Below are 23,294 nucleotides of genomic sequence, written 5' to 3' on the forward strand. Positions count from 1 at the left end.
TTATCACTCCTGTTTTATAGCGGTGCCGCTGTTTTTTCGATATCATCGCTGATTTCCTTTGAACGCTTAGCCGCATGTTTAATGGCTTGAGAAATGGCTTCTCCTCCGCCGCTCTTCTTCAAGGCCTGTAATCCGGCAGCAGTCGTTCCATTTGGCGAGGTAATATTATCTCTCAGCACCTCAGGCTGTTCTCCTGTCTCCATCAGCATTTTTGCAGCACCCAAGAGTGTCTGTGCACCGATGCTTCGTGATAAATGTTTATCAAGGCCCGCTTCCTCGCCTGTCTTTTCGATGAATTCCATTAAATAATAAAAATACGCAGGGCCGCTGCCGGCAATTCCCGTGAAAATGTCCATTTGATTTTCCTGGATTGTATACACTTCACCCATGCAGCCGAGCAAAGCCGCCGTCAGTTTTTCTAAATCATCTGTCACATGTTTGCCAAGCGCGATGGCAGTTGCAGAAGCGCCGATCATACTTGATGTGTTAGGCATTACTCTGACAACCGGCTGTTGATTATGCAATGATTGTTCAATATAAGAGGTGGTTATGCCGGCTAGCACCGACAAAATTAATTGATGGGGTTGGATGCGTGTTTTTAATGATGACAGAGCGCTTTCGGCATCTTTTGGCTTCATCGCCAAAATGAGCACATCCATGTCTTCAATACATAAGTGATCCGGCGCCACGCCTTTGATTCCATATTGAAGTTCAAGCTCAGCTAATCGCTCTGTATTGCTGCGGTTTGTAACGCAGATGTTTTGTTTTGGGATTTTATTGGCACGAACGATACCTGATATCATTCCTTCCGCCATAGATCCGGCTCCTATAAAAGCTACTTTTTTTTGATCAAAGATCGGTAACATCTCCTTTGTTCGCTTTTTTGTTCGTATTTTCACACGTTTAAAATGTTACCACGTGAGGAAATGATGTCAAGTTTGAAGGTCACTATTGATTTGTATTGTTTCATTTCGACAAATATGTATAATGAAAAACAGAAAACACCCGATACTCGTGACTATGCCGGGTGTTTTCTATGTTAAAAATTATCTGACAGTGCTTTTTCAATCAGTTTCTTGCAGCGATCCAGCTCTACTTTCAGCTGTTTTTTATACAGCTTGGCTGCCTCGTAATCTTTAAACTGATAGAGGACCACTTCTTGGAGCTTAGCCCCTTCTTTCTTTACTTTGATTTGTTTTAATATCCCATCATCAAGAAGCTCATGCAAAGACCGGTAAACCTCTGTATGGTTTGGTTTAAAACCAATCTCTTTAAATTCTGATCGAAGCACTTCCAGAAGCTTTAACCCGTAAAGTCTTTTCTGCTCAGTCATGGTAATCATATAAAGCTTCAAAAACGCGCGCTGCTTGACTAAAAATCCAGTGGAACTTCTTTTTTCTTCTTTCATCGGTCTGCACCCCTTCTCTGTAAACTGAGAACACCATGTACTAAATATTCAATTTTTTCCTGTTATTCTCCTTCTTCTATTAATAACATGATAATCAAGTTATTTTGTGTTTGATGTTTGTATGGGTGGAGGGAATAAAAAAAGATAAAGTGAACATTTGGTACACAGTTTGTTTTGTTCATTATAACTTGTTTTCACTATGATCTTCAATTTAAAACTATTGTCCGGTTTACATTTCCTTCAATATATGTCCGTTGAATTGAAAAACAGCCTTTGATAACGTATCGATAAAGGAGATGATAAAATGACAAAGCAAACAGCGTGTCCTGCCAAAGAAGAACGTTACGCCAACTTAATTCCCATGAAAGAATTGCAATTCGAAAAGGATCGTCTTTTCCCCTTCCCGATTTATGAAAAGCTTCGGAAATCGTCTCCTGTCCGCTATGACAAACAGCGTGATTGCTGGGATGTTTTTAAGTATGATGACGTTCAATTCGTCCTGAAAAATCCCAAACATTTTTCATCCAAACGCGGCATACAGGCAGAAAGCATTTTAACAATGGACCCTCCGAAACATACCAAATTACGTGCACTCGTCAACAAATCGTTTACTCCAAAGGCAGTGAAACAAATCGAAACCCGCATAAAAGACGTTACAGCACTCCTCTTACAGGAGGCGCGGCAAAAAGACACAATCGATATGATAGATGATATAGCAGGCCCCCTTCCTGTTATTATCATTGCTGAAATGCTTGGAGCACCGATTGAAGACCGGCACATCATCAAAACATACTCCGACGTGCTCGTTGCCGGAGCGAAGGACAGTTCAGACAAATCTGTCGCTGACATGGTTCAAAAACGCCGGGACGGCTACGCTTTCTTAAGTAACTATTTTAGAGACATTCTATTAAAACGACGAGCCCATCCAAAAGAAGATTTGATTACGATGCTTTTGCAGTCAGAGGTCGATGGAGAATATCTAACAGAAGAGCAGCTGCTCGGTTTTTGCATTCTACTTCTTGTCGCGGGAAACCAAACGACTACTAATTTGATCGCGAATGCTGTTCGCTATATCACGGAAGACACAGCCATGCAACAACAGATAAGACAGAATACAGACTATGTGCCTAATATAATAGAAGAAACGCTCCGCTATTATCCGCCTGTTCAAGCCATCGGACGAGTTGCAGCAGAAGATATAGCGCTTGGCGGAGCATTTATAAAGAAAGGATCTTCCGTTATCAGCTGGGTCGCGTCAGCCAATCGGGATGAAGCTAAATTTTCTGAACCTGATCGTTTTATCATTAACCGCCCCTCCTACCCCCATCTCAGCTTTGGGTTCGGAATTCACTTTTGCCTCGGCGCACCATTGGCCAGGCTCGAAGCAAAAATCGCTCTTTCCTCCCTCTTGTCTATGTCAGCTTATATTAAACAAGCTGATGATGAACAGAAACTCGAAGCGGTACCAAGTCCTTTCGTGTTTGGTGTTAAACATTTACCTGTGCGGATTGAATTCAAATAAAAAAAGCCTGTCGCTAGACAGGCTTTCGTTTTACGGATTTGTTGACCACAATCCAGCAGATTTAATGAAAATACGCGGATCTAACTTCAATTGAGCTACCATATATTCAGCAAGATCCTCAGGCTGCATAACCTTTTCAGGATTACCGTCTGTCAGGTTCAGTTCAATCGACATATCACTTGCGACAGTGCTCGGCGTTAACGCGCTGACTCTGATATTATGCTTTCTCACTTCTTGCATGAGAGATTCTGTTAACCCAAGAACGGCAAATTTGGATGCGCTGTAAGCGCTCGTGACAGCTGCTCCTCTTTGGCCGGCTGTAGAAGAAATATTAATAATGTCACCAGCTTTGCGTTCAATCATTTCAGGAAGCACCGCACGAGTAACATGGTATACACCCATTAGATTCACTTGAATGATATTTTCCCACTCATCAGCGGATAGATCTAAGAATCCGCCAAATTTGCTGATTCCCGCATTGTTAATGAGAATATCAATCTCGCCTAGCTCCTCTTTAATAGAAGCCACAGCTTGATCAACATGCGCCGCATCCTTTACATCCGCAGCGGCAAACGCAGCTTTCACACCAAGTGCTTTTACTTCTTCTGCGACTTTCTCAACATTGGCGGCAGTTCGTCCGATTAAACCGATATTTACGCCTTCTTTCGCAAGCGCAAGAGCTGTCGCGCGTCCAATCCCTCTGCCTCCGCCTGTGATAAGAGCAGTTTTATTTTGTAAACTTTGCAATTGAAGCACCCTTTCTTTGTTTACATATGTACGATAACACATTATAAGCACAAGAAAACCAATACGCAAATGATATGAACTGCGCAACTATCATTTCACCTGCTTAAAATAGGCGAAATAGGGTATGACATTAGAAAAGGGGTGAACATATGGTTATCGTTTATATCAGTATCGCAGTAATAGCCATTTCAATCATTTACTTAGGGATAAATGTGATTCAAAACAAGAAGAAAATAGATCCCGCTATGAAGGAACTCACTGCAGTTACGCAATCCATGCAAAAACAAGTTGAAATGGTAAAAACGGAAGCACAGCAGCTGTCTCAAAAACAAAAAATGATTCAGTACGATGTTGAAATGAAAAAAACCGCGTTGCAGCAGACTGCTGCTGAAGTGAAGAAAGCCCCTCAAGCAGTTAAAGAGGTGTGGCACGCAGGACATTTGAATAGAGGTTAAATATGAATGATATCCCGTTGTAACGTTTAAAATGGACAATGGGATATCATTTTTAGGGAGGTTCGCACATGATTGAAAACCGCAGCGGTTTAGCATCATTTGCAGAGAAACTAAATACTCTTCCGGTATCAAAACCGCTTTCGAAAACGGATTTGCTTACTTCCCCATTTCGCATACACCAAGAAAACGCGCTTGAAATGTACTATTCACCTCATAATGAATATATCAATCAAGATGCTTCGATTGTGATTTCAGGCATAACGCCGGGTTTTTCACAGATGAAAACAGCTTATGAAACAGCTGCAGAAAGCTTGCGCAAAGGCCGATCTCTAGAACAGATAGCTTTAGACACCAAAAAAGCGGCAGGACTTTCTGGAACTATGAGAGATAACCTGATTGCGATGCTGGATCAATGCGGGCTGCCGCAGGTTTTAGGCATTCAAAGCACCGCACAGCTTTTCGGCGACTTGCGCCATATGCTTCACACCACTTCTGTTATCAAATACCCTGTTTTCATTCAGCAGAAAAACTATACAGGACATCGTCCGGCTATCCCCCGCTCATCTATGCTAAGCACTTATGCATATAAGCATTTTCCCGCTGAACTTGAAAAGCTATCGGGCCCTGCTCTTCTTATCCCGCTAGGCAAAGCAGCCGAAACAGTCTGTGAAACACTGATCAGGGAAAACGGCAAATGGCGGCTGACCTGCCTACACGGCTTCCCTCACCCATCAGGCGCGAACGGCCATCGAATGAAACAATTTAAGAAAAACAAAGAGGAATTAGAAAAACAAATTCGCTCCTTTGCTTCATCAAATTCGATTTTGTTATAGAAAAGAGGAAATAAAAGGGATATGATAAACCTACATACATCATAAGGGAGGGATTGGGTGTTTCCTGTATTAGAAACCGGCAGGCTTATTCTAAGAGAGTTGACAGAGAAAGATGCGGAAGCCATTTTTACTTGTTTTTCAAACCATGGCGTCACACGCTACTACGGACTTGATCCCTTTGAAAGTATAGATCAGGCAAAAACAATGATTCATCAGTTTGCCGACAATTATCAAGAAATGCGGGGAATACGATGGGGAATTGAAAGAAAAGACACCAAAGAACTCATCGGTACGATTGGCTTTCATGCTTTGGCCCCCAAGCATAAACGTGCAGAAATCGGTTATGAAATCAGCCCGGTGAATTGGCGAAACGGCTATGCATCAGAAGCCATTTTAGAAATTGTGTCTTTCGGCTTTGATATCCTTGAATTAACGAGAATCGGTGCAGTTGTTTTTATGGAAAATGAAGCGTCAAATCGTTTGCTGTTAAAAATGGGATTTGAAAAAGAAGGCGTATTAAAACAATATATGTACCAAAACGGTGTCCCTTATGATACAAATGTTTATTCTATGATAAAATCATGAAAATCAGAGAATGAGCAGAGATTCTAGCTGCTCTTCCCTAAGTCTCTCGTCTGTTTTCACTCCTCATGATTGCCTCTCAAAATATCATAGCCAAAATACTCACAGTAGTGGAAATCAAAAAGACCGCATTCCATCGCAGCATTGGCGAAGACGGAGCCTTGTCATATAAAATGTCCGGTTCTGTAGTCGTGCCAGCAATGCCATTTCATTCTTAAAAACTCCCTAATAAATAACTCCCTATAACGAAACAATAAAAAAGATGCATAGCGCTATATGCATCTAGTGACGTCCATTAATAAATCCCTTTCTTCATCCTGCTTCTTGTCATAAAGCCACCAAAGAAATAAAATAATGCCGACCAAAGAAAGATATAAAAAAGCTGAAATTTGAATTCCTGCACTGTCTGCCCTATTTCTATCCCATGGATAAAAGTCATGAATGCTTTTTGCGGCAGAATCGCACATAGTGCATCTAAGACGGGAAGATTAGTCGTAAAAGAAATAAAACAGCCCGACAATACAGACGTAACCACACTGATTCCGCTCGTCACCAAGCTTAAGTTTCGATCCATAACTGATGACATAAAAATAGCGAATGACGCTGCAAGCACTGCGAGAACAGCCAGCAGTTCAGCAAGAATGTCCAAGCGAAAGCCAATATCCACCTGAAATAATATTGTTGTCATCACAATGGCCAGATAGGTTGGTATGTATAGACATAAAAATGTAAAGATAAACTGAACACTCAGGTATTTGTTCTCGTTTACGGGTGACACTAAAATCCGCCTGAAGGTTTTAAGCATGCGGTCTTCAGGATACAAGGCAGTGAGCGCGACACCTTGCATAAAAACAAGCATCACGATAAAACCTAAGATATTTGTGCCTGTCCCTCTTTCAGTCCTTATTTTATCCTCTCCTTTATAGCTGTTCGGCATTTTCCCAGTCTCAAAAAGCTCCCGAATCATTTTTTTATCCGCTTCACTTTTCAAAGTGGTTACCTTGTAGTCTTGATGATTTTTTTCTACGACTGCTGCATATTTTCCTAACACAAGATCAGAAAACCTCGGCTTTTGATGGACCATAACCACTCGAAAGGCAGGATCTTTGGGGAGATTTTTCATTTCATCCTGCTCCGTGACAAATGCAATGGTTTCTTTTAAGACCGGTTTACCGGAAAAAAGAATCGCTGTTCCAACCATCAGCGGAATGATAATCAATGCAATGATGATAACGGCTTTCTTCGCCAGTATTCGTTCCCACCTATTTCGGAATAGATTCAGCATACATATCCCTCCGGCTTAAAAACAACATGGGAAACGGCAATACAAACGATTGAAGCCAAGAGAAGAATGGATACCACAGGCAGCAAAATGCTGAAATCATGATCATAAATGAGGCGAAATGAGCATTCCGCTACCCATTTAACCGGAGAAAATACGGAAATTTCATTTACGGTATCTCCAAATCTATGAATTCCGAAAAAAACGCCTCCAAAGAAAACAAAAAAAGCAACTGGAATTTGCATGATACTATTCGCCTGTTCTTCATTTTTGAAAATGCAGCAAAACATGGTGCCGAAACAGCAGCCAAAGAACAAAAAGACATGCAGTAAAAGCAAGATATACGGAAGGTCTTCTCCGCCAAAGTTCAATTTAAAAATCGTTTGGGCCGTCCATACATTCATGCTGTACAATATCACACTGAATATGTAAGTTGATAGTAATTTTGAAAGATAAATACTTGTTTTCAAAACGGGTGCGTATACAAGGCGGATGTTTCCACTCTTCACCTTTTCTTCCATAAATGTGTTGGACGCGGTCATTGCGATCAGAGCCGCTGAGAAAATGATCATATTCACCCCGTAATAATCGTATGAACTGATACCATCTGCCCCAAAGCTGTTTTTTGTGACAAAACCCATGATCACAATAAGAATGAAAGGAAAAATCGTATTAGCTAAAACGAGAACCGGATTCCTTAAAATATTCATAAAATCAAATGTCATTACTTTTATCAAACTCATGTTGCCTCTCCTAATCTCTTAAATTTCTTCCCGTCAGCTCCAAAAATACCGTTTCTAATGATGCCTCTTGACTGCTCATATGCAGAATGCTGCATCCTTGAACACTTAATTCTGCTATGATTTCACCTAGGAGATCTTGGCTCTTTCGGACTGTAACTTTCAATTCATCCTCTCTGGAGTGTACTTTTATAACCCCTACTATATCCATCAGAATGTTTTTGTTTAATTTATCTGCATTCGCCAGCTGAAAAGAGTAAGTCATTTCTTTATTTACTTTTTTGTACAATTCATCTTTCGTCCCGTTAGCAATGATTTTTCCCTCATTCATAATCATAATCCGATCAGCAATAGCCTCCGCTTCTTCCATATAATGAGTTGAGTAAATGATGCTCGCCCCTTTTTCTTTAAGCAATTTAATAGACTCCAATATGTGATTTCTGGATTGAGGGTCTATCCCAACAGTCGGCTCATCCATAATAATCAGTTTCGGCTGATGGGCAATAGCACAGGCAATGTTTAGTCTTCTTTTCATCCCGCCTGAAAAAGTCTTAGGCTTATCATCTTTACGATCATATAGCTGTACAAGCTCCAAGGCCTCCTTAACCCGGGCTTTCAGCTCTTTTCCTTTAAGAGAATATAGACTGGCAAAAAAGCGAACATTTTGTTCAGCAGATATATCCTCATAGATGGCGATATCTTGAGGGACGATTCCGATGCCCTTTTTCATTTTCTTTGCGCTGTTTTTTACATTATGGCCCAATATCGTAACATTTCCGGAAGTGGCCGACAGTACTCCGGATAAAATATGAATCGTTGTGCTTTTTCCTGCTCCGTTTGGGCCAAGAAGCCCAAGGACTTCACTCTCCTTTACTTCAAATGAAATGCCGTCTACTGCAGTTTTGTTCGTGTACTGCTTTTTCAAATTTTCAATTGATGCCACGCTGTTCATACGTATCTCCTTTTTACATTCTCCGTTTTGCGAACTCCTGAAGTATTTTTATTTTCAGATCATCACGTTCTTGTTCAATTTCAAAGTCACGAGCATCTTCTTCGAAACCATCCTGCTCTTCTCCGTCAAAACTGTATAGCTTTTTCAATAAATTCCACAGTGTCTCTAATTCTTCCGTCGAAAACCCCTGAAAAATATCTGCCATAAAGTACACAGCTTTTTCACCGCACTCCTCTAAAACGCGTTTTCCAGAATCGGTAATTTTCACATTAACCGCACGCTTGTCACGTTTACTTGGCACAGTAACGGCATATCCTCTTTTTTCAATACTGCTGACAAGCCTGTTTATGTTCTGTTTCGACGTACCTAATTTTTTGGCAATGTTGTTGAAAGTGGTTTCTTCTTCCGGTAAATGCAGTATGGAGACCATCGTCATAAATTGCCTAGTCGTTAAGCTCTCATAGTACTCATCACCTCGTGATTGAATTTTGTTTAAAACAGAAAAAAGTGTAGCGTAAGACTGCTGCATTAAAAATAAATCTTTTAGTTCTTTAGAAAAGTTCATTATAATCCTCCTAAAAAAGACAATTTGTTGTCTATAACATCATAGCACTTCGTTTTGATTTGTCAACATATTGTCTATTTTATTTCAAAAAACTAACATCCTCGTTTGCAAAACATACACATATTGATCAATAGAAAAAGGTATATCATGGCTCGGCAACGTATAGTTGATGAAGAAAAAGCATTGAAATCAGCCTTTTTTTTGAAGATCTAATTGAAGAGAAATACGGAGACCCTTAAATCGTACTACAATGGTTGAACCGTGCCCTGCAAAGATACACTTAAAAAAAGGCATACAATCATGAAAGTTAAAAAGCGATATTCATGCAGAAGCGATTGCCCAAACTATTTATTGAGCGGCACTCTGTAACTGAAGCCATTGCTGAAAAAAATCATGAAAAGCGCCCTGTTTCAGGGCGCTTTTCATCAGGATGCATATTGAGGGGAAGTCTCTTTCTGTACTTCTTTTTCTTCAGGTAGCTTAATACATTTCGTCATGACTGCACTCGCAAGATAAAGCACCGCAAATATCCAGACAACGCCTTGTGCACCGACGAGTCCGATGAACATCCAAGCTAAAGCAGGTCCGACAAATGCCGATAAGCCGGCTGCGAGGTTCAGAACGGACATGGCGGCTCCTTTGTCTTTTCCGGCAACTGTCGGCACGATCGCACCAATCGGCACGTAGCCTGCCAGCAAGCCGCCCCAGATAAAGCCGATGATGCTCACAACCGCCATATTCCCGCCTGAAAAAACAGGCGCATAGTATAATAAAACAGTGAAAATGCCGCAGCCGACTCCTCCAAACCAAATGACGGTGTTTTTCCATCCGAATTTATCACCGACAATTCCAAAAATGAGGTTAAATACAATGTTGCCCAGAAAAATCGTTCCCCAAATCTGCAGCCACACATTAGTTGAAATGCCGTGCTGAGCCATGTGCATCGGCAAAAACACAGGGAAACCATATGTGCCGATGCTGTTGATGATTCTAATCATTCCTCCTGTCAGCACCCGCGGATTGGTAACAAGAATGGTAATCCCTTTTAAAAGCTCCTCCGCCGTTTCTGATCGTTTTCTTTTCTTCTTTTCAAACCGGTCTTTATTAATAAACAACGCGAAGACTGCACCGAGGCATACCCAGAAAATAGAACTCCACAGCGTATTTAAATAACCAAACGTTTTAATTGCATAACTTGAATACCAAGCACCGAAAACAAACATGCCCAGACAATACGCAATCCAAAACCAGCCGACAGCTGTGCTGAGCCTGTTCTGCGGTGTTCTGTAGATGACCCATGTCAAGAAGGAGTAAGCAAAAAGCGGGTATCCTAAGCCTTTAATAAAGTAAGTCACAAACATGACAGGCAGATTTAGCTGTTCAAATCCGAAGACGATAAAAGCAGCTGTACCGATCACATAAAACAACAACCCCATAAACATCGTCCGCTTTGCGCCATATGCTTCCAGACATACACCCGAAAACCATGAAGCGATGGCCAGTGAAATGCCGTATATACTAAAAATCGAAGCGGATTGCTGAACGGTGAGCCCATTTTCAATCAGAAAAGGACTGAGCCATCCTTGTTCAAGACCGTCTCCCATCATAAACAGCACAACCCCTAAAAACCCCCATGCCAGCCGCTTCGGTATACCAATTTTATCTAACATATCTGTATCCTCCTTAGATGCTTATTTCAATTACCGTATTACCTCACTAAAGTAAGAAAATGTATAATTCCTCAATTGGCGGCAAATTCCGCCTTATACTAATACCTTGTTTCTCGATGACGGCTCTAACCCTGAAAAGAAGCGTTGGACTTGCTTCCACTCCTCGTATAAAGTCATTTCTATCTGGCAATCCTGCGGTTCTATCACCCGAACACTTCCAGACATTTCTTCGGTCAATCTATAGGCCTCATTGCAAACCACAGCAGCACCAACGACTGATGCCTGACTGTACCCTTCTTTGACATAGATTTTTTTCTGAAGAAGATTGGCAATATATTGTGTAAATGTTCTGCTTTGGAATCCGCCTCCGCATCCCCACACATAGTCACGATCAAACGGGGTGATCTCTGTTAAGATGTCGAAGTTCCATTTGATTGAACATGCAATCTCCTGTAAGGCCGCGCGTACAAAATGCGCTCTGCTTAAATGGGCTGAAAGCGGTACATCAAAGAGAAAGCCGCCTTTCGTCAGGGCGTTTTTTTCTGTCGATAAATACGAGCCGAGGGAAGATACACATGCATGATCTTCCTTAGCAAGAGCAGCAATCTCTTCTTCCATCACATCGTACGGTTCATTCGGATAGAAAATATCCTTTAATTTTTGAAAATTCAGACCCGTTACCCCGGGATTTGTCTCTGCAAGCCACTGTCCTTGATCTGTGTGGCAGTTCAGCCAGGCTTTATTTTGTCTGTCCTCATGAATTTCATCAATAATTTTGGTAATCGGTGTTGTCGTACCTGATACAATGACTGCGTCTCCCAGAGCAGCACCAGTGCTTTTGACAGCAAGTTGTGTATCTCCCCCACCCGCTATAACCTTCGCATGATGTGATAGTCCTAATTCTGCCGCATACTCATCTGTTATCGATCCAATGACTGTTCCCGCTCTTACTAGAGGCGGAAGAATGGATGGCGAGAAACCGAATATACCGCACATCTCTTCTGACCATGTATTTTGTTTTACATCAAACAGCAGCGTTTCCGTCGCCTGTGACGGTTCATATATCAATACTCCGCTCAACTGATACGTCACCCAATCACTGATGCTTGTGAAGCTTGCAGTTTTTTCCCATAAGGAGGGCTGCCGGTGCTTTAAACCATAAAGCTTGAGCGCTGAAAAAAGCGCAGTCGGCAGACGGCCTGTTCGGCTGTATACTTCTTCCCGATTCGGTATGTTTTCCTCCCACTCCCTGCCCCGATTGTCAATATTGGGCAGACCGAGGAAAGACTCACCATTTTGATCAAGCAGCACGATCCCCTGTCTTTGACTTGTTGAAGTGAGACCAATAATTTCAATATGACGAGAACGAGAAATCGCACATTTAGCCAGATTCATGATTTGATTCCACAGCGCCCGTGGAGAAAAATAGCGGCTGTCCGGGTAAAGCGGCTCGGTCGTATATACAATGTCCTCCCGTTCAACCGTTTGAACGCTGCCCGACACACTTACGACCGCAACTCTTGCATTGCCAGTGCCAATGTCAAATACGAGATAACCTTTTTGTTTCATCATCCTGATGCCCCCTTTTCTTACACTTCTGCTTTAAGATCGTTTTTGTTATATAAAGTCGGAATATTGAGAGTTTTTTCATCCTTCCACTTTTTAAGCGCTTCGTTCAGAATGGTAACGTGATGATCCTCTACTTCAAATGTTGCTCCTGCTAAATGCGGTGTTGCCAGAACATTAGGCAATGAAATAAATTCATAATCCGATTGCTCTGGCGGCTCATGATAAAAAACGTCTAATATCGCACCTCTGATTTTACTTTCTTTCAGTGCAGATAAAAGATCCTCTCGGTTTACCACGACAGCTCTTGATGTATTCACGAAAATGGCGCTCTCTTTCATCAAGTCAAAATACGTCCGATCAATGAGGCCAAGCGTAGCATCTGTACGCGGCAGATGAACAGAAACGATATCACTATCTGAAAAAATCCTCTCCAGAGATACTTTTTCATATTGCGGATAATCATGCTGTATGTATGGATCGTAATACAAAACCTTGCAGTCAAACGCAGCCAGCAGTTTTGCAATTCTTTGCCCAACCGCTCCGAATCCGACCATACCCACGGTTTTTCCTGTTATTTCATTACCTTTGAATTTGGCATACGCCTGCAAATAATCACTGTTCCATTTTCCATCCTTTAGCCATTGATTAGAGGTATTCGTGTGCCGGAGAAATGAAATCACATTTCCAATAAACATTTCAGCAACAGCTTGTGCGTTGCGCCCAGGTGTATAGAAAACCGGAATGTCTCTGTTTGACGCTGCTGCTACATCAACATTGGAAGGCATTCCCCTGCATACTCCCACAAATGAAAGTTCCGGCATTGATGCAAACACATTCTCTGTCACCTGATCAAGCTCAGTAATCAAACCCGTCGCATTTGTTTCTTTTAATAGCTGAATCAATTCATCTTCCCTGTATGCCCGGCCGTTCTCTTTCCAAGACTGATAAACAACGGAACCGAACAATTCTTCAAGCTCTTTTCGTCCTTCTTCGTTGTACGGTGCTGTAATCAAAACCGTCATGATGCAAAACATCCTTTTCATCGTTATTTTTCACAAAAAAATCTCTCTCCAAAGATGGAAAGAGATTCATGTATAGGCGCACTCTGCCACAGACAGAAGCCGGTATAAACCTTACTTTCCTATCTTTCAAGCTGACGCTTGCTGGAATTGGCACAATAATGTTGCCGAGGTTTCATAGGGCCAGTCCCTCCACCTCTCTTGATAGAAAATGTTTTGTATGTAATTTTCAGAATTGAGAATACGTTAATCATAAAGAAGAGCCAGATTGATGTCAATGTCTTTTTTTTCAGAATTGACGTTATCATTCGAAATGTTATAATTCTTACAATATATCTAACTGGGGAGAGGAACTGGGCTATGAAATCGTTTGCCACTCAACAAAACGGCATTTTTAAATCCGTTTGCTCACTGGACTGCCCGGACCAGTGCGGCTTGCTGGTACATAAAAAAGACGGGAAAATTGTAAAAGTGCAGGGTGATCCTGATCACCCCGTGACAGCCGGAAATATATGCAACAAAGTACGAAATATGGCTGAGCGCATCTATGATGAAAAGCGGCTGACGACTCCGCTGAAACGAACAGGTATAAAGGGCGAGGCAGAGTTTAAACCAATTTCTTGGGAAGAAGCGATTGACACCATCACATCCCGCTGGAAACAGCTGATTGATCAAGAAGGAGCTGAAAGCATACTGCCTTACAGCTTTTACGGCAATATGGGAAAATTAACGGCTGAAGGAATGGACCGCCGCTTTTTTTACCGCTTGGGCTCGAGCCAGCTTGAGCGGACGATTTGCAGCAAAGCCGGATCAGAGGGCTATAAATATACCATGGGTGTGAGTGCTGGAATCGATCCTGAAGAAACAATCCATACGAAACTGTTTATCTTTTGGGGAATTAACGCAGTCAGCACAAATATGCATCAAATTACAATCGCCCAAAAAGCACGGAAAAAAGGCGCAAAAATTATTGTGATTGATGTGCATAAAAATCAGACAGGGCGTCTCGCAGACTGGTTTATTCCTATAAAACCCGGTACCGACAGCGCGCTTGCCCTCGGCATCATGCACATTTTATTTAAAGAAAATCTTCAGGATGAAGCGTTTCTTTCAGAATATACAGTCGGCTGTGAAGAACTTCGCGAGCATGCGAAACAGTATCATCCAGAAAAGGTATCCCTGATCACTGGTATCAGTACCGACGATATCTATCAGCTGGCAAAAATGTATGGTGAAACCTCCCCTTCCTTTATCAGAATCGGAAACGGCCTTCAGCATCATGACAACGGCGGAATGATTGTAAGAACAATTGCCTGTCTTCCGGCGATTACCGGTCAATGGATGCATACAGGAGGCGGTGCCATCAAACATAACAGCGGAATTTTAGAATATAATACCACCGCGCTTCAGCGTCCTGATTTACTGAAAGGCCGCACACCGAGATCGTTTAATATGAACCAGCTGGGCAGAGTTCTTCTGGAAACAGACCCTCCTGTTCGCTCCCTCTTTATTTATGGGACGAATCCAGCCGTTGTGGCGCCAGAAGCGAACAAAGTCAGACAAGGCCTCCTGCGGGATGACTTGTTCACCGTGGTTCATGATTTGTTTTTAACAGAAACTGCCAAATATGCGGACATTGTACTGCCCGCTGCATCTGCTTTTGAAAATACTGATTTTTACACCTCATACTGGCATCATTACATTCAGCTGCAGCAGCCGGTTATTGAGAAATACGGGGAAAGTAAGTCTAATACTGAGGTATTCCGGTTATTGGCTGAGGCAATGGGATTTACGGATCAGGAGCTCAAAGATTCAGATGAAGACTTAATCCGGCAGGCGCTTCACCACCCCGATAATCCTTATTTAGCAGAGATTACTTATGAAACACTTACTGAACGTTCATTTATGAAGGCCAAGCGTGAAAAGCCGCTGTTTCCGGGTAAATTGCCGACACCGAGCGGAAAAATAGAATTATATTCAGAAAAAATGAAACAATCCGGTTTCCCGCCGTTACCGACCCATACGCCGCTTGCGCCGGATCATGAATTCCCGTTTATGTATGTTCCCGGGCCGAATCATAATTTCTTAAACTCAACGTTTTCCAATAATGCAAAGCACGTCAAACTTGAAAAGACACCGAAACTCTTTATCAACACGAAAGATGCCGAAAAACACGGCATCACTGATGGTGAAGCCGTACGGATTTGCAACAGCCGAGGTGAGTGTGAACTAACCGCCGCAGTCGGAGAACAAGTGCTGCCCGGTGTTGTCGTCAGTCAAGGATTATGGGCAGATGAACCAGGCAAAAATCAGCTTGTTAACGCCCTGACCCCCGACCGCTTGTCTGATATGGGCGGAGGCGCCACTTTTTTCTCAGGACGAGTGCAGATTGAAAAAGCATAGAAACCGTCCAGAGCTTGCTCTGGCGTTTTTTTGTGTACACAGTCAACAAAAATGAAACCAATGATATAGATTGACCGTATAACATGACGATTACATAATGGAGGCATACACATGGACGTTTTTTTAGGAATCGGTATTGCATTGGCTGGATATTTTATCGGAGAAGGATTAAAGCATATTAACAACCCAAAAGCTAACGAAAAAAATGACATCATGCTGATTAAAGAACGAGATATTTACTTTTACATCGGGCATTTTTTAGGAATAACCCAAGCGGAGGCGAAACTCTTAGCAAAGGATCTCACAGACCTCCCTCATATCGAAATAAACGGAAAAAGATATGTGCAAAAACATATCTTAAGAGAATGGGTATTAACATTAGGAGAGAAACAACAAGCGAAAGATTAATGCGGATTTTTCAATAAGACGAGCTATAAAATTTCTTTTCCAAACACAACAAAAAGCAGGATTGGAAACGCTTTTTGATGAATTTATTGGTTCTTTAGTTATTTATTTAATTTGAAACCAATCAACACATTAACGAAAGCATCTCACATATGCAAATATTGATTTTTACTTATCAAGTATAGGTATTGCTGTCTTTGGTAGAGGGGTTGCCAAATGAATACAGAGTCACCATCTAGTATCCAAGTAGCTGAAAGACAAAGACCAGTCGCAGGATTCGTTTAGCCCTTTTTCTTGAGCAGGACTTTCATTTGAAATGTTCCTCTACCATTGCTGTGCCAACTTGTAAGCAAGTCACAACATTCTTATTTCATAATCATTTGCACGTATAAAAAAACGTCGGAAAATTTAGATTTTCCGACGTTTTTCAAAGGTTTTATTCAGGAAACTGAACATGCCCGGGAACTGTGTACGCCCCAGATGTTCCGTTTGCAGGAAGCTTTGGAATCGTGTCTTTTACAACTTTTCCTCGAATGTCAGTGATTCTGACTTTAAGAGAGCCTGTTCCTAAATTGGTGCTGAGGAAATGATTATAGTCCGTTTTCTCCATGTTGATCCACTTTCCGTCTTTGTAGTATTCCATTTTCATAACGGGATACTTGTGGTTTCTAACTTGGATTGCCGCCCACCACTGGCTGCTGCCTTCTTTAATCCGGTATGTGAAATTGCCAGTGATTGGCGCTTTGATCACACGCCATTTGATTTTGATTTTTCCATCTTTCATAGCACCGATTTTGCTGAAGGCATTGGGTGAAAGATCAAGGGCTCCTGGGGCACCCTCAGGATATAGATCGGTAACATAGACGATCGTCTTCCCCTTTGGCCCTTCCACTTCAAGATAAGAGCCGGCAAGAGCTGCTTTCACACCGCCGTAATTAAGATCTTTTGGGTTAATTGCCGTAATCTCCATGTCAGATGGAATGGGGTCAAGAAGGAAAGCCCCTCCTGAATAGCCTGATCCGGTATAGGTTGCATAGCCTTCGTGCAAATCGTTATAGGCTGCCGAAGCCTGCGGGCAAAAACAAAGAATCATCAACATAACCACGCTAATAACAGCACTGATCTTCTTTTTCATAGACATCCTCCTAATCCAAATTTCGAATGAGAATCATTATCATTGTAATACTCATTCGATATGGATTGAAAGAGGACATAGATTCATAGATTGATTTATGTCTAATTCACTATTCTATATCTATCAAAGGGTGCATTTTATACGACTATGCAATACTTATGTTCAGATGCACATATGAGCCAAAATTCTTGTTTCATTAATATGGATAGCTATAGTGAGGATCTGAAGTACATCAGCTCAAAAAATTCCCATCCCCGCTTGAAATCGCAAGCGGGAGAATTTCACTTTACTTTTTGCAACTTGGCCAGAGCAGTAAGTATAATACCTAAAATGAGCACAATCGGAACCCAAATAATGATGTAATGAAAATGCGGTTCTGCAAAAGCTACAATAATAGCCCCCATACAATATAATATGATGGCCAGCGCCCTTAACACAGCATCTCTCAAGAATGTTTTATTCTGTTTAGAGAAAAACAACCGGCCGGAAAGATCCTCTAAAAGAGAAGCCAATGTTCCGGTCAAAACAGTTGAAGAAATGCCTGCAATCCCCAGTTGTTTAGCTGCTGTTGTTTGTATCCCCATGGCAATACTCAAAAGGATAATAAGGATGTATACGGGAACGAAAGCAGAAGATATTGAAAGACAAGCAAAAACAAATAAAATGAATGCTTCAATTGCCAGAGCTTTTGTTACAGCGGATGGCCAAAATGTTTTCTCTGCCTTTCCAACAATGATTGTTGAAATAATCACCCCAAATATGAAACCGATTAGCGCAGTCAGAGAATGAAAAACAGTGACCTGAAGAGACTTTCCGATCGCTAATCCCAATAAAACGATATTTCCGGTCATATTAGCAGTGAAGACGTGTCCTAGGCTTAAATAGCCGATCACATCCACGATTCCCGCTGTTAAACAAAGAAGTGAAAGCAAGGTGTTTCGATATGCTGAAGCAGTCAATGGTGTATCAATCCTTTCGTGTTGTTCCAATTGTAACTCTTTTATTTGACATCAAAAACATATAAAATCCCGGTTTTGATCAGGAATATAGACTCTATTCTTACTTTTGTCCAACTGTAATAATAATCCATATGAATTTATTTCAATTTGAAAGGAAGCTGAGTGGCTTTGAAACGATTTTCTTTATTATTTGCCATGTTAAGTTTATTATTGCTTCTCTTGCCTGAAAAAGCTTTAGGCGCCGTCGATTTTCCAAATACCTCGACGAATGGCATTTTAGGATTTGCCGGAAATGCAAAAAATGAAAAAGGAGTCTCTAAAGCCAGCACAACCGGCGGAAAAAACGGCCAGATCGTATATATCCAAAGTCTAAATGATTTAAAAACCCATCTGAGCGGATCAACACCTAAAATTTTAGTGCTTCAAAATGATTTAATCGCTTCTTCAAAAACAACGGTAACGATTGGTTCAAATAAAACACTTGTAGGTTCTTATGCTAAAAAAACGCTGAAAAATATTTATTTAACAACAGCTTCTTCATCCGGAAACGTCATCTTTCAAAATCTGACCTTTGAACACAGCCCGCAGATTAATGGAAATAACGATATACAGCTTTATCTAGATTCAGGCTTCAACTATTGGATCGACCATGTTACATTTTCAGGACACAGCTATAATGCTGGCGGAAGTGACCTGGACAAGCTGTTGTATATCGGTAAATCAGCTGATTATATTACCATCAGCAACTCAAAATTCGCAAATCATAAGTACGGTTTAATTTTAGGATATCCTGATGATTCCCAGCACCAATATGACGGCTATCCGCACATGACCATCGCCAACAACTATTTTGAGAATTTGTATGTAAGAGGCCCGGGGCTGATGAGATATGGCTATTTTCATGTCAAAAACAATTATAGCAACAATTTTAACCAAGCAATTACCATCGCGACAAAAGCAAAAATATACTCTGAATACAATTATTTTGGAAAAGGCAGCGAAAAAGGCGGAATCCTTGATGACAAGGGCACCGGATACTTTAAGGATACAGGAAGCTATCCATCCTTGAACAGGCAATCCTCTCCGTTGACAACGTGGAATCCAGGCTCCAATTACAGCTACCGGGTGCAAACTCCGCAGTACACAAAAGAATTTGTCACAAAATATGCCGGATCACAAAGTACAACATTGGTTTTTGGCTACTGACACAAAGAGGGCTTGCATAACGCCAAGCCTCTCTTTATGGCTATGTATTGTTCGTCTGGCTTGTGTCTAAACTTGCTTATCAAACATATCATTCCTGCACAAGATGAACATGCTTACGGACCAAAATTTTTTCGCCAAAATGTTCACTCCATTTTCATTGAAGGAACACACGGACCTCTGAATTGCTTTTCTCATTATACAACTAGGTCATTATGGTTTCATCTCAAACAAAAAGAATCCATTTCGAAAATGGATTCTTTTATTTTAATGTACATTCTATCATCTATAAACCAGGCCGCCATCAGTTAAAATAGCTTGACCGGTGATATAATCTGAATCATCTGAAGCTAGAAATGAGACTAAATTGGCCACATCTTCAGGTGTTTGATATCTTTTAAGTGCAATGTCTGAAGAGAATTTCTCAAAAGCTTCTCCTGGTTTTAAATCATCGCTATGTTTAACCATTTCTTCATCAATACGATCCCACATTTTTGTTTTTGCAACACCAGGACAATATGCGTTAACTGTTATTTTATATTTGGCTAACTCTTTAGCAGCTGAATGTGTAAAAGATTTCACAGCGTGCTTCGTTGCGGAATATGTGCCAAGCATTTCAAATGATTCGTGACCTGCTATACTGCATGCGTTAATGATTTTGCCTTTTGTTTCTTGCTTAATGAACTGATCAGCAGCTGCTTGAGTACCAAACACAACGCCATTGACATTAACCTTGAACAATTGATTCAGTTGTTCTTCTGTTATTTCTAAAAATGGCGAAACTGCCTCAATGCCTGCATTGTTTACAAACACATCCAAACGGCCAAATGTATCTGCCGCTGCTTTAACTAAATTGAATTGATCATCACGCTTGGATACATCCCCTTTTACTCCGATAACATGATAGCCTTTTTCTTTGAAGTCTGATACAGTTGTCTGCAGCAGTTCCTCGTTAATATCATGCAGAACGACACTAAAACCATCCTTGCACAATCTTTCTGCTATCCCTCTCCCTAATCCGCCTGCGGAACCAGTAACAATTGCTACCTTGGTCATAAATATTCCCCTTTCGCAATGAGGTATAGTGACGATATATTTATTTTAACAAATCAATGTTTCTCCACATAATGTAAACTGCTGTCTCAAAAGAAAGCTTGTATTATATTAATTAATTCAAGTTGAAATCATTGTGTGTAAAGTAATAAAGTTCTTCACTTCAGGATTGATCCCTTATACGCTGTAATACATTATATTGGAATTCATTAGACCGGTACCCAATGTTTCATTGCTACGGTCTTACCCCTAAATGTAGTTTTCCTTGCTTACAATACCTTTGAATTTCATATAAGCATAGTGTAAATGCCATTGAGTTTAATTGGTCTTGATTCCAAAGCATGCGTGATGAAGTCGTTCTTTAACTGATGAAGAAGATCATCGACCTGGTCAGCTTTTTCATCATTTAACATTCAATATTTCTTAGCAAGCTTATCATCATATGTATTGCCGATGCTGCCGTCCTCTTGTTTCCTTCGTCATTCTTTAAGCTGCAAGCTTTCTCTGACTCCTACTTGGTTTACATTCTTCAACTGAGATATCATTATTTATAATTGTGATGTATCGTTTATCAAATAGAGTTATCCCAATTTACTTCCTTTTTATCAGATTCTTCATTTTTCATTTATATAATGTGGTTTTAAAGAGGAGAAAGTCCCCTCTTTTACACTTGTATTTCTCCATAACATAATCTGTCACATAACTCATAGTTACCGCCAGTTTGATACATGCAACGTTGATAGCATCGTTGTGGATCATAAGAGATTGTTTGGTATTGAGGCACATGATAATTTAGATAGTACGGTGTTTGTGTATACCAAACTGGATATTGTCTAAACACATCGAACCCTCCATTCGCTCCTCTAGTTTAATGTATTGTATTTACCTCACAGCCAAATGTCATTTGTCCATACGAAATTAGGCATTCTTTAGAGCAATTGATCTTTTCAACACATTTAGTTATTTTTTTATTCTTTAACAATTTATCAATTCAATTTCACTCCAATTATTTTCAACTTTGACTCATATGAGCAATAAACTTCTCCACAACCCGTTTCTTAAAAACATGTCAGCAAACTTGGTTTGGAAATCACTGTCGTTATTGAGTTTCACCTTCTCTTTCCTCCTTTTAAATCTAGATAAAAGTCTTTTTTATTTAATCTTAATCTCTTTCCTAATTATGTTAAAATAGATCAAAAAAGAAATTGTGGTGTATTTATGCTTGACTCAACTTTTCTCTTGCCATTCATGTTTGTACTTTATTTTTGTTTTATTCTATATAGAATTATTAAACGATTTATATTTAAGAAAGAACGAATGGCCAATGATAAGCATCTTGTTATTGTTTGTTTAATCGTTTACTTCTTTGAACTGATAAGCGTAACAATATTCCCTTTACCTATAGATCATCATTTAATTGCGAACTGGAGGAACGATTCTTATCATCCATTTTTGTATGGAAATAACTTTATCCCGTTTTATTTCTTTGTAGATATTTATCATCTAGGCTTGCAGTTTTTTGTGATAAGATCTCTTGGCGGAAATCTGATTTTACTGTTGCCAATTGGCTTGTTGTTCCCCCTTTTATTTGACAAGTTAAGGAACCTAAAAAGAATGTTATTAACTGGATTTTTTATTTCATTGTTTATAGAACTAACGCAACTTTCAATTTCTATGTATGTAAGAAACTCTTATAGAAGTTTTGACGTTGATGATTTAATCCTTAATACGTCAGGTGCTGCAATAGGCTACTCGCTGTTTTGTATTCTTCGATCGTTATATAAAAAATTGCGATTTAAAAATGATTCTTTCATAAACATCTGATCTGTAAACAAGATATGTAGCCCTCATCAAGCAAAGACCAGCCAATGTGACAGACTTTTTGTTGAAATTCAACTAGAAAGACATAATAGGAAAAGGTAAGCATTCACTAGCGCGAGAAATGATGTTTATTGGAAGACCGCAAGGTGAAAGGATATAATCAACATAACTAATCATTTTAAGGTGATACGAAAATGGACAGTGTAATGAAATCTCATTTTGAAAATCTAGAAGCAAAGGACAAAAGCCTGCAATTAGAAGCCTTTCAGAATATTATTAACGCCACAAAGGAAAAAGTAGACTGGGCTTATGAAGTATGGGATCAATTAATAGGATGGCTGACCGATCCGGATAACCACAGGCGAGCGAGAGCTGCACAGTTTCTTGCTGGTTTAGCAATCAGTGATCCGGATAAGCGGATGCTGTACGACTTTCCAGCGTTATGGGAAGTGACCAGGGATTCAAAATTTGTAACTGCTCGGCATAGTTTGCAAGCAATCTGGAAGGTTGGCTTAGCTGGACCAGAACAAAAAGAACTGGTGCTTACTCATATTATTGATCGCTTTAAAAATGGAATGAACGAAAAACATTATACATTGATTCGCTACGATATGATTGTAGGATTAAAAAAATTATACGATGAAGATAAAGATGAGCATATTAGGGAAATAGCAATGGACTTGATTGAGATCGAGAAAGATAGCACATATCGAAAGAAATATTTGTCAGCCTGGAAATAACCACTTTTATGTAATGCTCTGCAAACGTTAAAACAGCACTACGTCTTCGTGTGAGTGCTGTTTTTTACGCTAAAGCATCATTACAAATTACACTTGCCGCCCTCGCCCATCATGCTGCTTTTATACAGCAACTAGCTGCATTGAATGTTCATGCTCTTTCGGCGTGGTAAAAGAACATCTTTTTTTCAGGACCGTTCCAATCGTAAATCCATTTTCTCTAAGCTTTAAAGT

General features: G+C 40.4%; 22 protein-coding genes, 1 pseudogene and 1 riboswitch. Of the genes and pseudogenes, 9 read left to right on the top strand and 14 right to left on the bottom strand.

The window, feature by feature from the left end:
• Positions 1-14 precede the first annotated feature (14 nt).
• Together proC and rtp are read right to left on the bottom strand one after the other, a co-directional pair.
• Positions 15-893, bottom strand: a complete 879-nt coding sequence (proC, locus tag P3L57_RS10075; RefSeq protein WP_083244549.1) for a pyrroline-5-carboxylate reductase — start codon at positions 891-893, stop codon at positions 15-17.
• 146 nt (positions 894-1,039) lie between these two features.
• Positions 1,040-1,408: a replication termination protein gene (gene rtp / locus P3L57_RS10080; protein WP_010334473.1), complete on the bottom strand. Its 369-nt coding sequence runs from the start codon at positions 1,406-1,408 to the stop codon at positions 1,040-1,042.
• 304 nt (positions 1,409-1,712) lie between these two features.
• Here rtp and P3L57_RS10085 point away from each other — a divergent pair, with 304 nt between their 5' ends.
• Positions 1,713-2,930, top strand: coding sequence for a cytochrome P450 (locus tag P3L57_RS10085; RefSeq protein WP_069487389.1), 1,218 nt, complete (start codon positions 1,713-1,715; stop codon positions 2,928-2,930).
• A gap of 30 nt (positions 2,931-2,960) precedes the next feature.
• On the opposite strand, the gene P3L57_RS10090 is transcribed toward P3L57_RS10085, so the two are convergent.
• Positions 2,961-3,677: a 3-ketoacyl-ACP reductase gene (locus tag P3L57_RS10090; RefSeq protein WP_059293344.1), complete on the bottom strand. Its 717-nt coding sequence runs from the start codon at positions 3,675-3,677 to the stop codon at positions 2,961-2,963.
• Positions 3,678-3,826: 149 nt separating this feature from the next.
• Here P3L57_RS10090 and P3L57_RS10095 point away from each other — a divergent pair, with 149 nt between their 5' ends.
• The 3 genes from P3L57_RS10095 to P3L57_RS10105 all read left to right on the top strand — a co-directional run bounded on the left by P3L57_RS10095 (position 3,827) and on the right by P3L57_RS10105 (position 5,550).
• Positions 3,827-4,132 carry a DUF948 domain-containing protein gene (locus tag P3L57_RS10095; protein WP_059293224.1) on the top strand — a complete coding sequence of 102 codons (306 nt, stop codon included), beginning with the start codon at positions 3,827-3,829 and terminating at the stop codon, positions 4,130-4,132.
• A 68-nt stretch (positions 4,133-4,200) separates the two neighbouring features.
• Entirely contained in the window at positions 4,201-4,965 is a 765-nt protein-coding gene (locus P3L57_RS10100; RefSeq protein WP_059336521.1) for a hypothetical protein, read from the top strand.
• Between the two features lie 57 nt (positions 4,966-5,022).
• Positions 5,023-5,550 carry a GNAT family N-acetyltransferase gene (locus P3L57_RS10105; protein ID WP_069487388.1) on the top strand — a complete coding sequence of 176 codons (528 nt, stop codon included), beginning with the start codon at positions 5,023-5,025 and terminating at the stop codon, positions 5,548-5,550.
• A 292-nt stretch (positions 5,551-5,842) separates the two neighbouring features.
• Here P3L57_RS10105 and P3L57_RS10110 read toward each other — a convergent pair whose 3' ends face one another.
• The 7 genes from P3L57_RS10110 to P3L57_RS10140 all read right to left on the bottom strand — a co-directional run bounded on the left by P3L57_RS10110 (position 5,843) and on the right by P3L57_RS10140 (position 13,368).
• The gene (locus P3L57_RS10110) at positions 5,843-6,832 is read right to left on the bottom strand and encodes an ABC transporter permease (protein ID WP_059293227.1); all 990 of its coding nucleotides are present in this window, start codon (positions 6,830-6,832) and stop codon (positions 5,843-5,845) included.
• Positions 6,826-7,572 (bottom strand): ABC transporter permease, encoded by a 747-nt coding sequence (locus P3L57_RS10115; RefSeq protein ID WP_277617425.1) that lies wholly within the window; start codon positions 7,570-7,572, stop codon positions 6,826-6,828. Before P3L57_RS10115 ends, P3L57_RS10110 begins: the two co-directional genes overlap by 7 nt.
• A 10-nt stretch (positions 7,573-7,582) precedes the next feature.
• Positions 7,583-8,521 carry an ABC transporter ATP-binding protein gene (locus P3L57_RS10120; RefSeq protein WP_069487386.1) on the bottom strand — a complete coding sequence of 313 codons (939 nt, stop codon included), beginning with the start codon at positions 8,519-8,521 and terminating at the stop codon, positions 7,583-7,585.
• Between the two features lie 13 nt (positions 8,522-8,534).
• Positions 8,535-9,086 (bottom strand): MarR family winged helix-turn-helix transcriptional regulator, encoded by a 552-nt coding sequence (locus P3L57_RS10125; RefSeq protein WP_069487385.1) that lies wholly within the window; start codon positions 9,084-9,086, stop codon positions 8,535-8,537.
• A 425-nt stretch (positions 9,087-9,511) separates the two neighbouring features.
• Positions 9,512-10,756 (bottom strand): MFS transporter, encoded by a 1,245-nt coding sequence (locus P3L57_RS10130; protein WP_069487384.1) that lies wholly within the window; start codon positions 10,754-10,756, stop codon positions 9,512-9,514.
• A 93-nt stretch (positions 10,757-10,849) separates the two neighbouring features.
• Positions 10,850-12,328, bottom strand: a complete 1,479-nt coding sequence (locus P3L57_RS10135) for an FGGY-family carbohydrate kinase (RefSeq protein ID WP_069487383.1) — start codon at positions 12,326-12,328, stop codon at positions 10,850-10,852.
• A 17-nt stretch (positions 12,329-12,345) separates the two neighbouring features.
• Entirely contained in the window at positions 12,346-13,368 is a 1,023-nt protein-coding gene (locus P3L57_RS10140; protein ID WP_083244537.1) for a 2-hydroxyacid dehydrogenase, read from the bottom strand.
• Positions 13,369-13,463: 95 nt separating this feature from the next.
• Positions 13,464-13,555, bottom strand: a riboswitch (SAM riboswitch).
• A 149-nt stretch (positions 13,556-13,704) separates the two neighbouring features.
• On the opposite strand from P3L57_RS10140, the gene P3L57_RS10145 reads away from it, so the two are divergent.
• Entirely contained in the window at positions 13,705-15,747 is a 2,043-nt protein-coding gene (locus P3L57_RS10145; protein ID WP_069487415.1) for a molybdopterin oxidoreductase family protein, read from the top strand.
• 111 nt (positions 15,748-15,858) lie between these two features.
• Entirely contained in the window at positions 15,859-16,155 is a 297-nt protein-coding gene (locus P3L57_RS10150; RefSeq protein WP_069487381.1) for a hypothetical protein, read from the top strand.
• A 433-nt stretch (positions 16,156-16,588) separates the two neighbouring features.
• On the opposite strand, the gene exlX is transcribed toward P3L57_RS10150, so the two are convergent.
• Together exlX and P3L57_RS10160 are read right to left on the bottom strand one after the other, a co-directional pair.
• Complete coding sequence (exlX, locus tag P3L57_RS10155; RefSeq protein WP_044155645.1) at positions 16,589-17,287, bottom strand: expansin ExlX; 699 nt, start codon at positions 17,285-17,287, stop codon at positions 16,589-16,591.
• Positions 17,288-17,568: 281 nt separating this feature from the next.
• Positions 17,569-18,246, bottom strand: coding sequence for a YoaK family protein (locus P3L57_RS10160; RefSeq protein ID WP_059293345.1), 678 nt, complete (start codon positions 18,244-18,246; stop codon positions 17,569-17,571).
• A 195-nt stretch (positions 18,247-18,441) separates the two neighbouring features.
• Here P3L57_RS10160 and P3L57_RS10165 point away from each other — a divergent pair, with 195 nt between their 5' ends.
• On the top strand, positions 18,442-19,452 hold the full coding sequence (locus P3L57_RS10165) for a polysaccharide lyase family 1 protein (protein ID WP_371411780.1): 1,011 nt from the start codon (positions 18,442-18,444) through the stop codon (positions 19,450-19,452).
• 279 nt (positions 19,453-19,731) lie between these two features.
• Here the strand turns inward: P3L57_RS10165 and P3L57_RS10170 are convergent, their stop codons facing one another.
• Together P3L57_RS10170 and P3L57_RS20650 are read right to left on the bottom strand one after the other, a co-directional pair.
• Positions 19,732-20,505, bottom strand: coding sequence for an acetoin reductase (locus tag P3L57_RS10170; protein WP_069487379.1), 774 nt, complete (start codon positions 20,503-20,505; stop codon positions 19,732-19,734).
• A 175-nt stretch (positions 20,506-20,680) separates the two neighbouring features.
• Positions 20,681-20,975: pseudogene (locus P3L57_RS20650) on the bottom strand (thymidylate synthase); the annotation flags it as partial.
• An 844-nt stretch (positions 20,976-21,819) separates the two neighbouring features.
• Between P3L57_RS20650 and P3L57_RS10175 the strand changes: the two are divergent.
• Entirely contained in the window at positions 21,820-22,326 is a 507-nt protein-coding gene (locus P3L57_RS10175; protein ID WP_229042978.1) for a VanZ family protein, read from the top strand.
• A 191-nt stretch (positions 22,327-22,517) separates the two neighbouring features.
• Entirely contained in the window at positions 22,518-23,063 is a 546-nt protein-coding gene (locus P3L57_RS10180) for a hypothetical protein (RefSeq protein ID WP_264797746.1), read from the top strand.
• Positions 23,064-23,294: the final 231 nt, after the last annotated feature.

The organism is Bacillus sp. B28, from assembly GCF_029536185.1.
Classification (GTDB): Bacteria; Bacillota; Bacilli; order Bacillales; family Bacillaceae; genus Bacillus; species Bacillus halotolerans.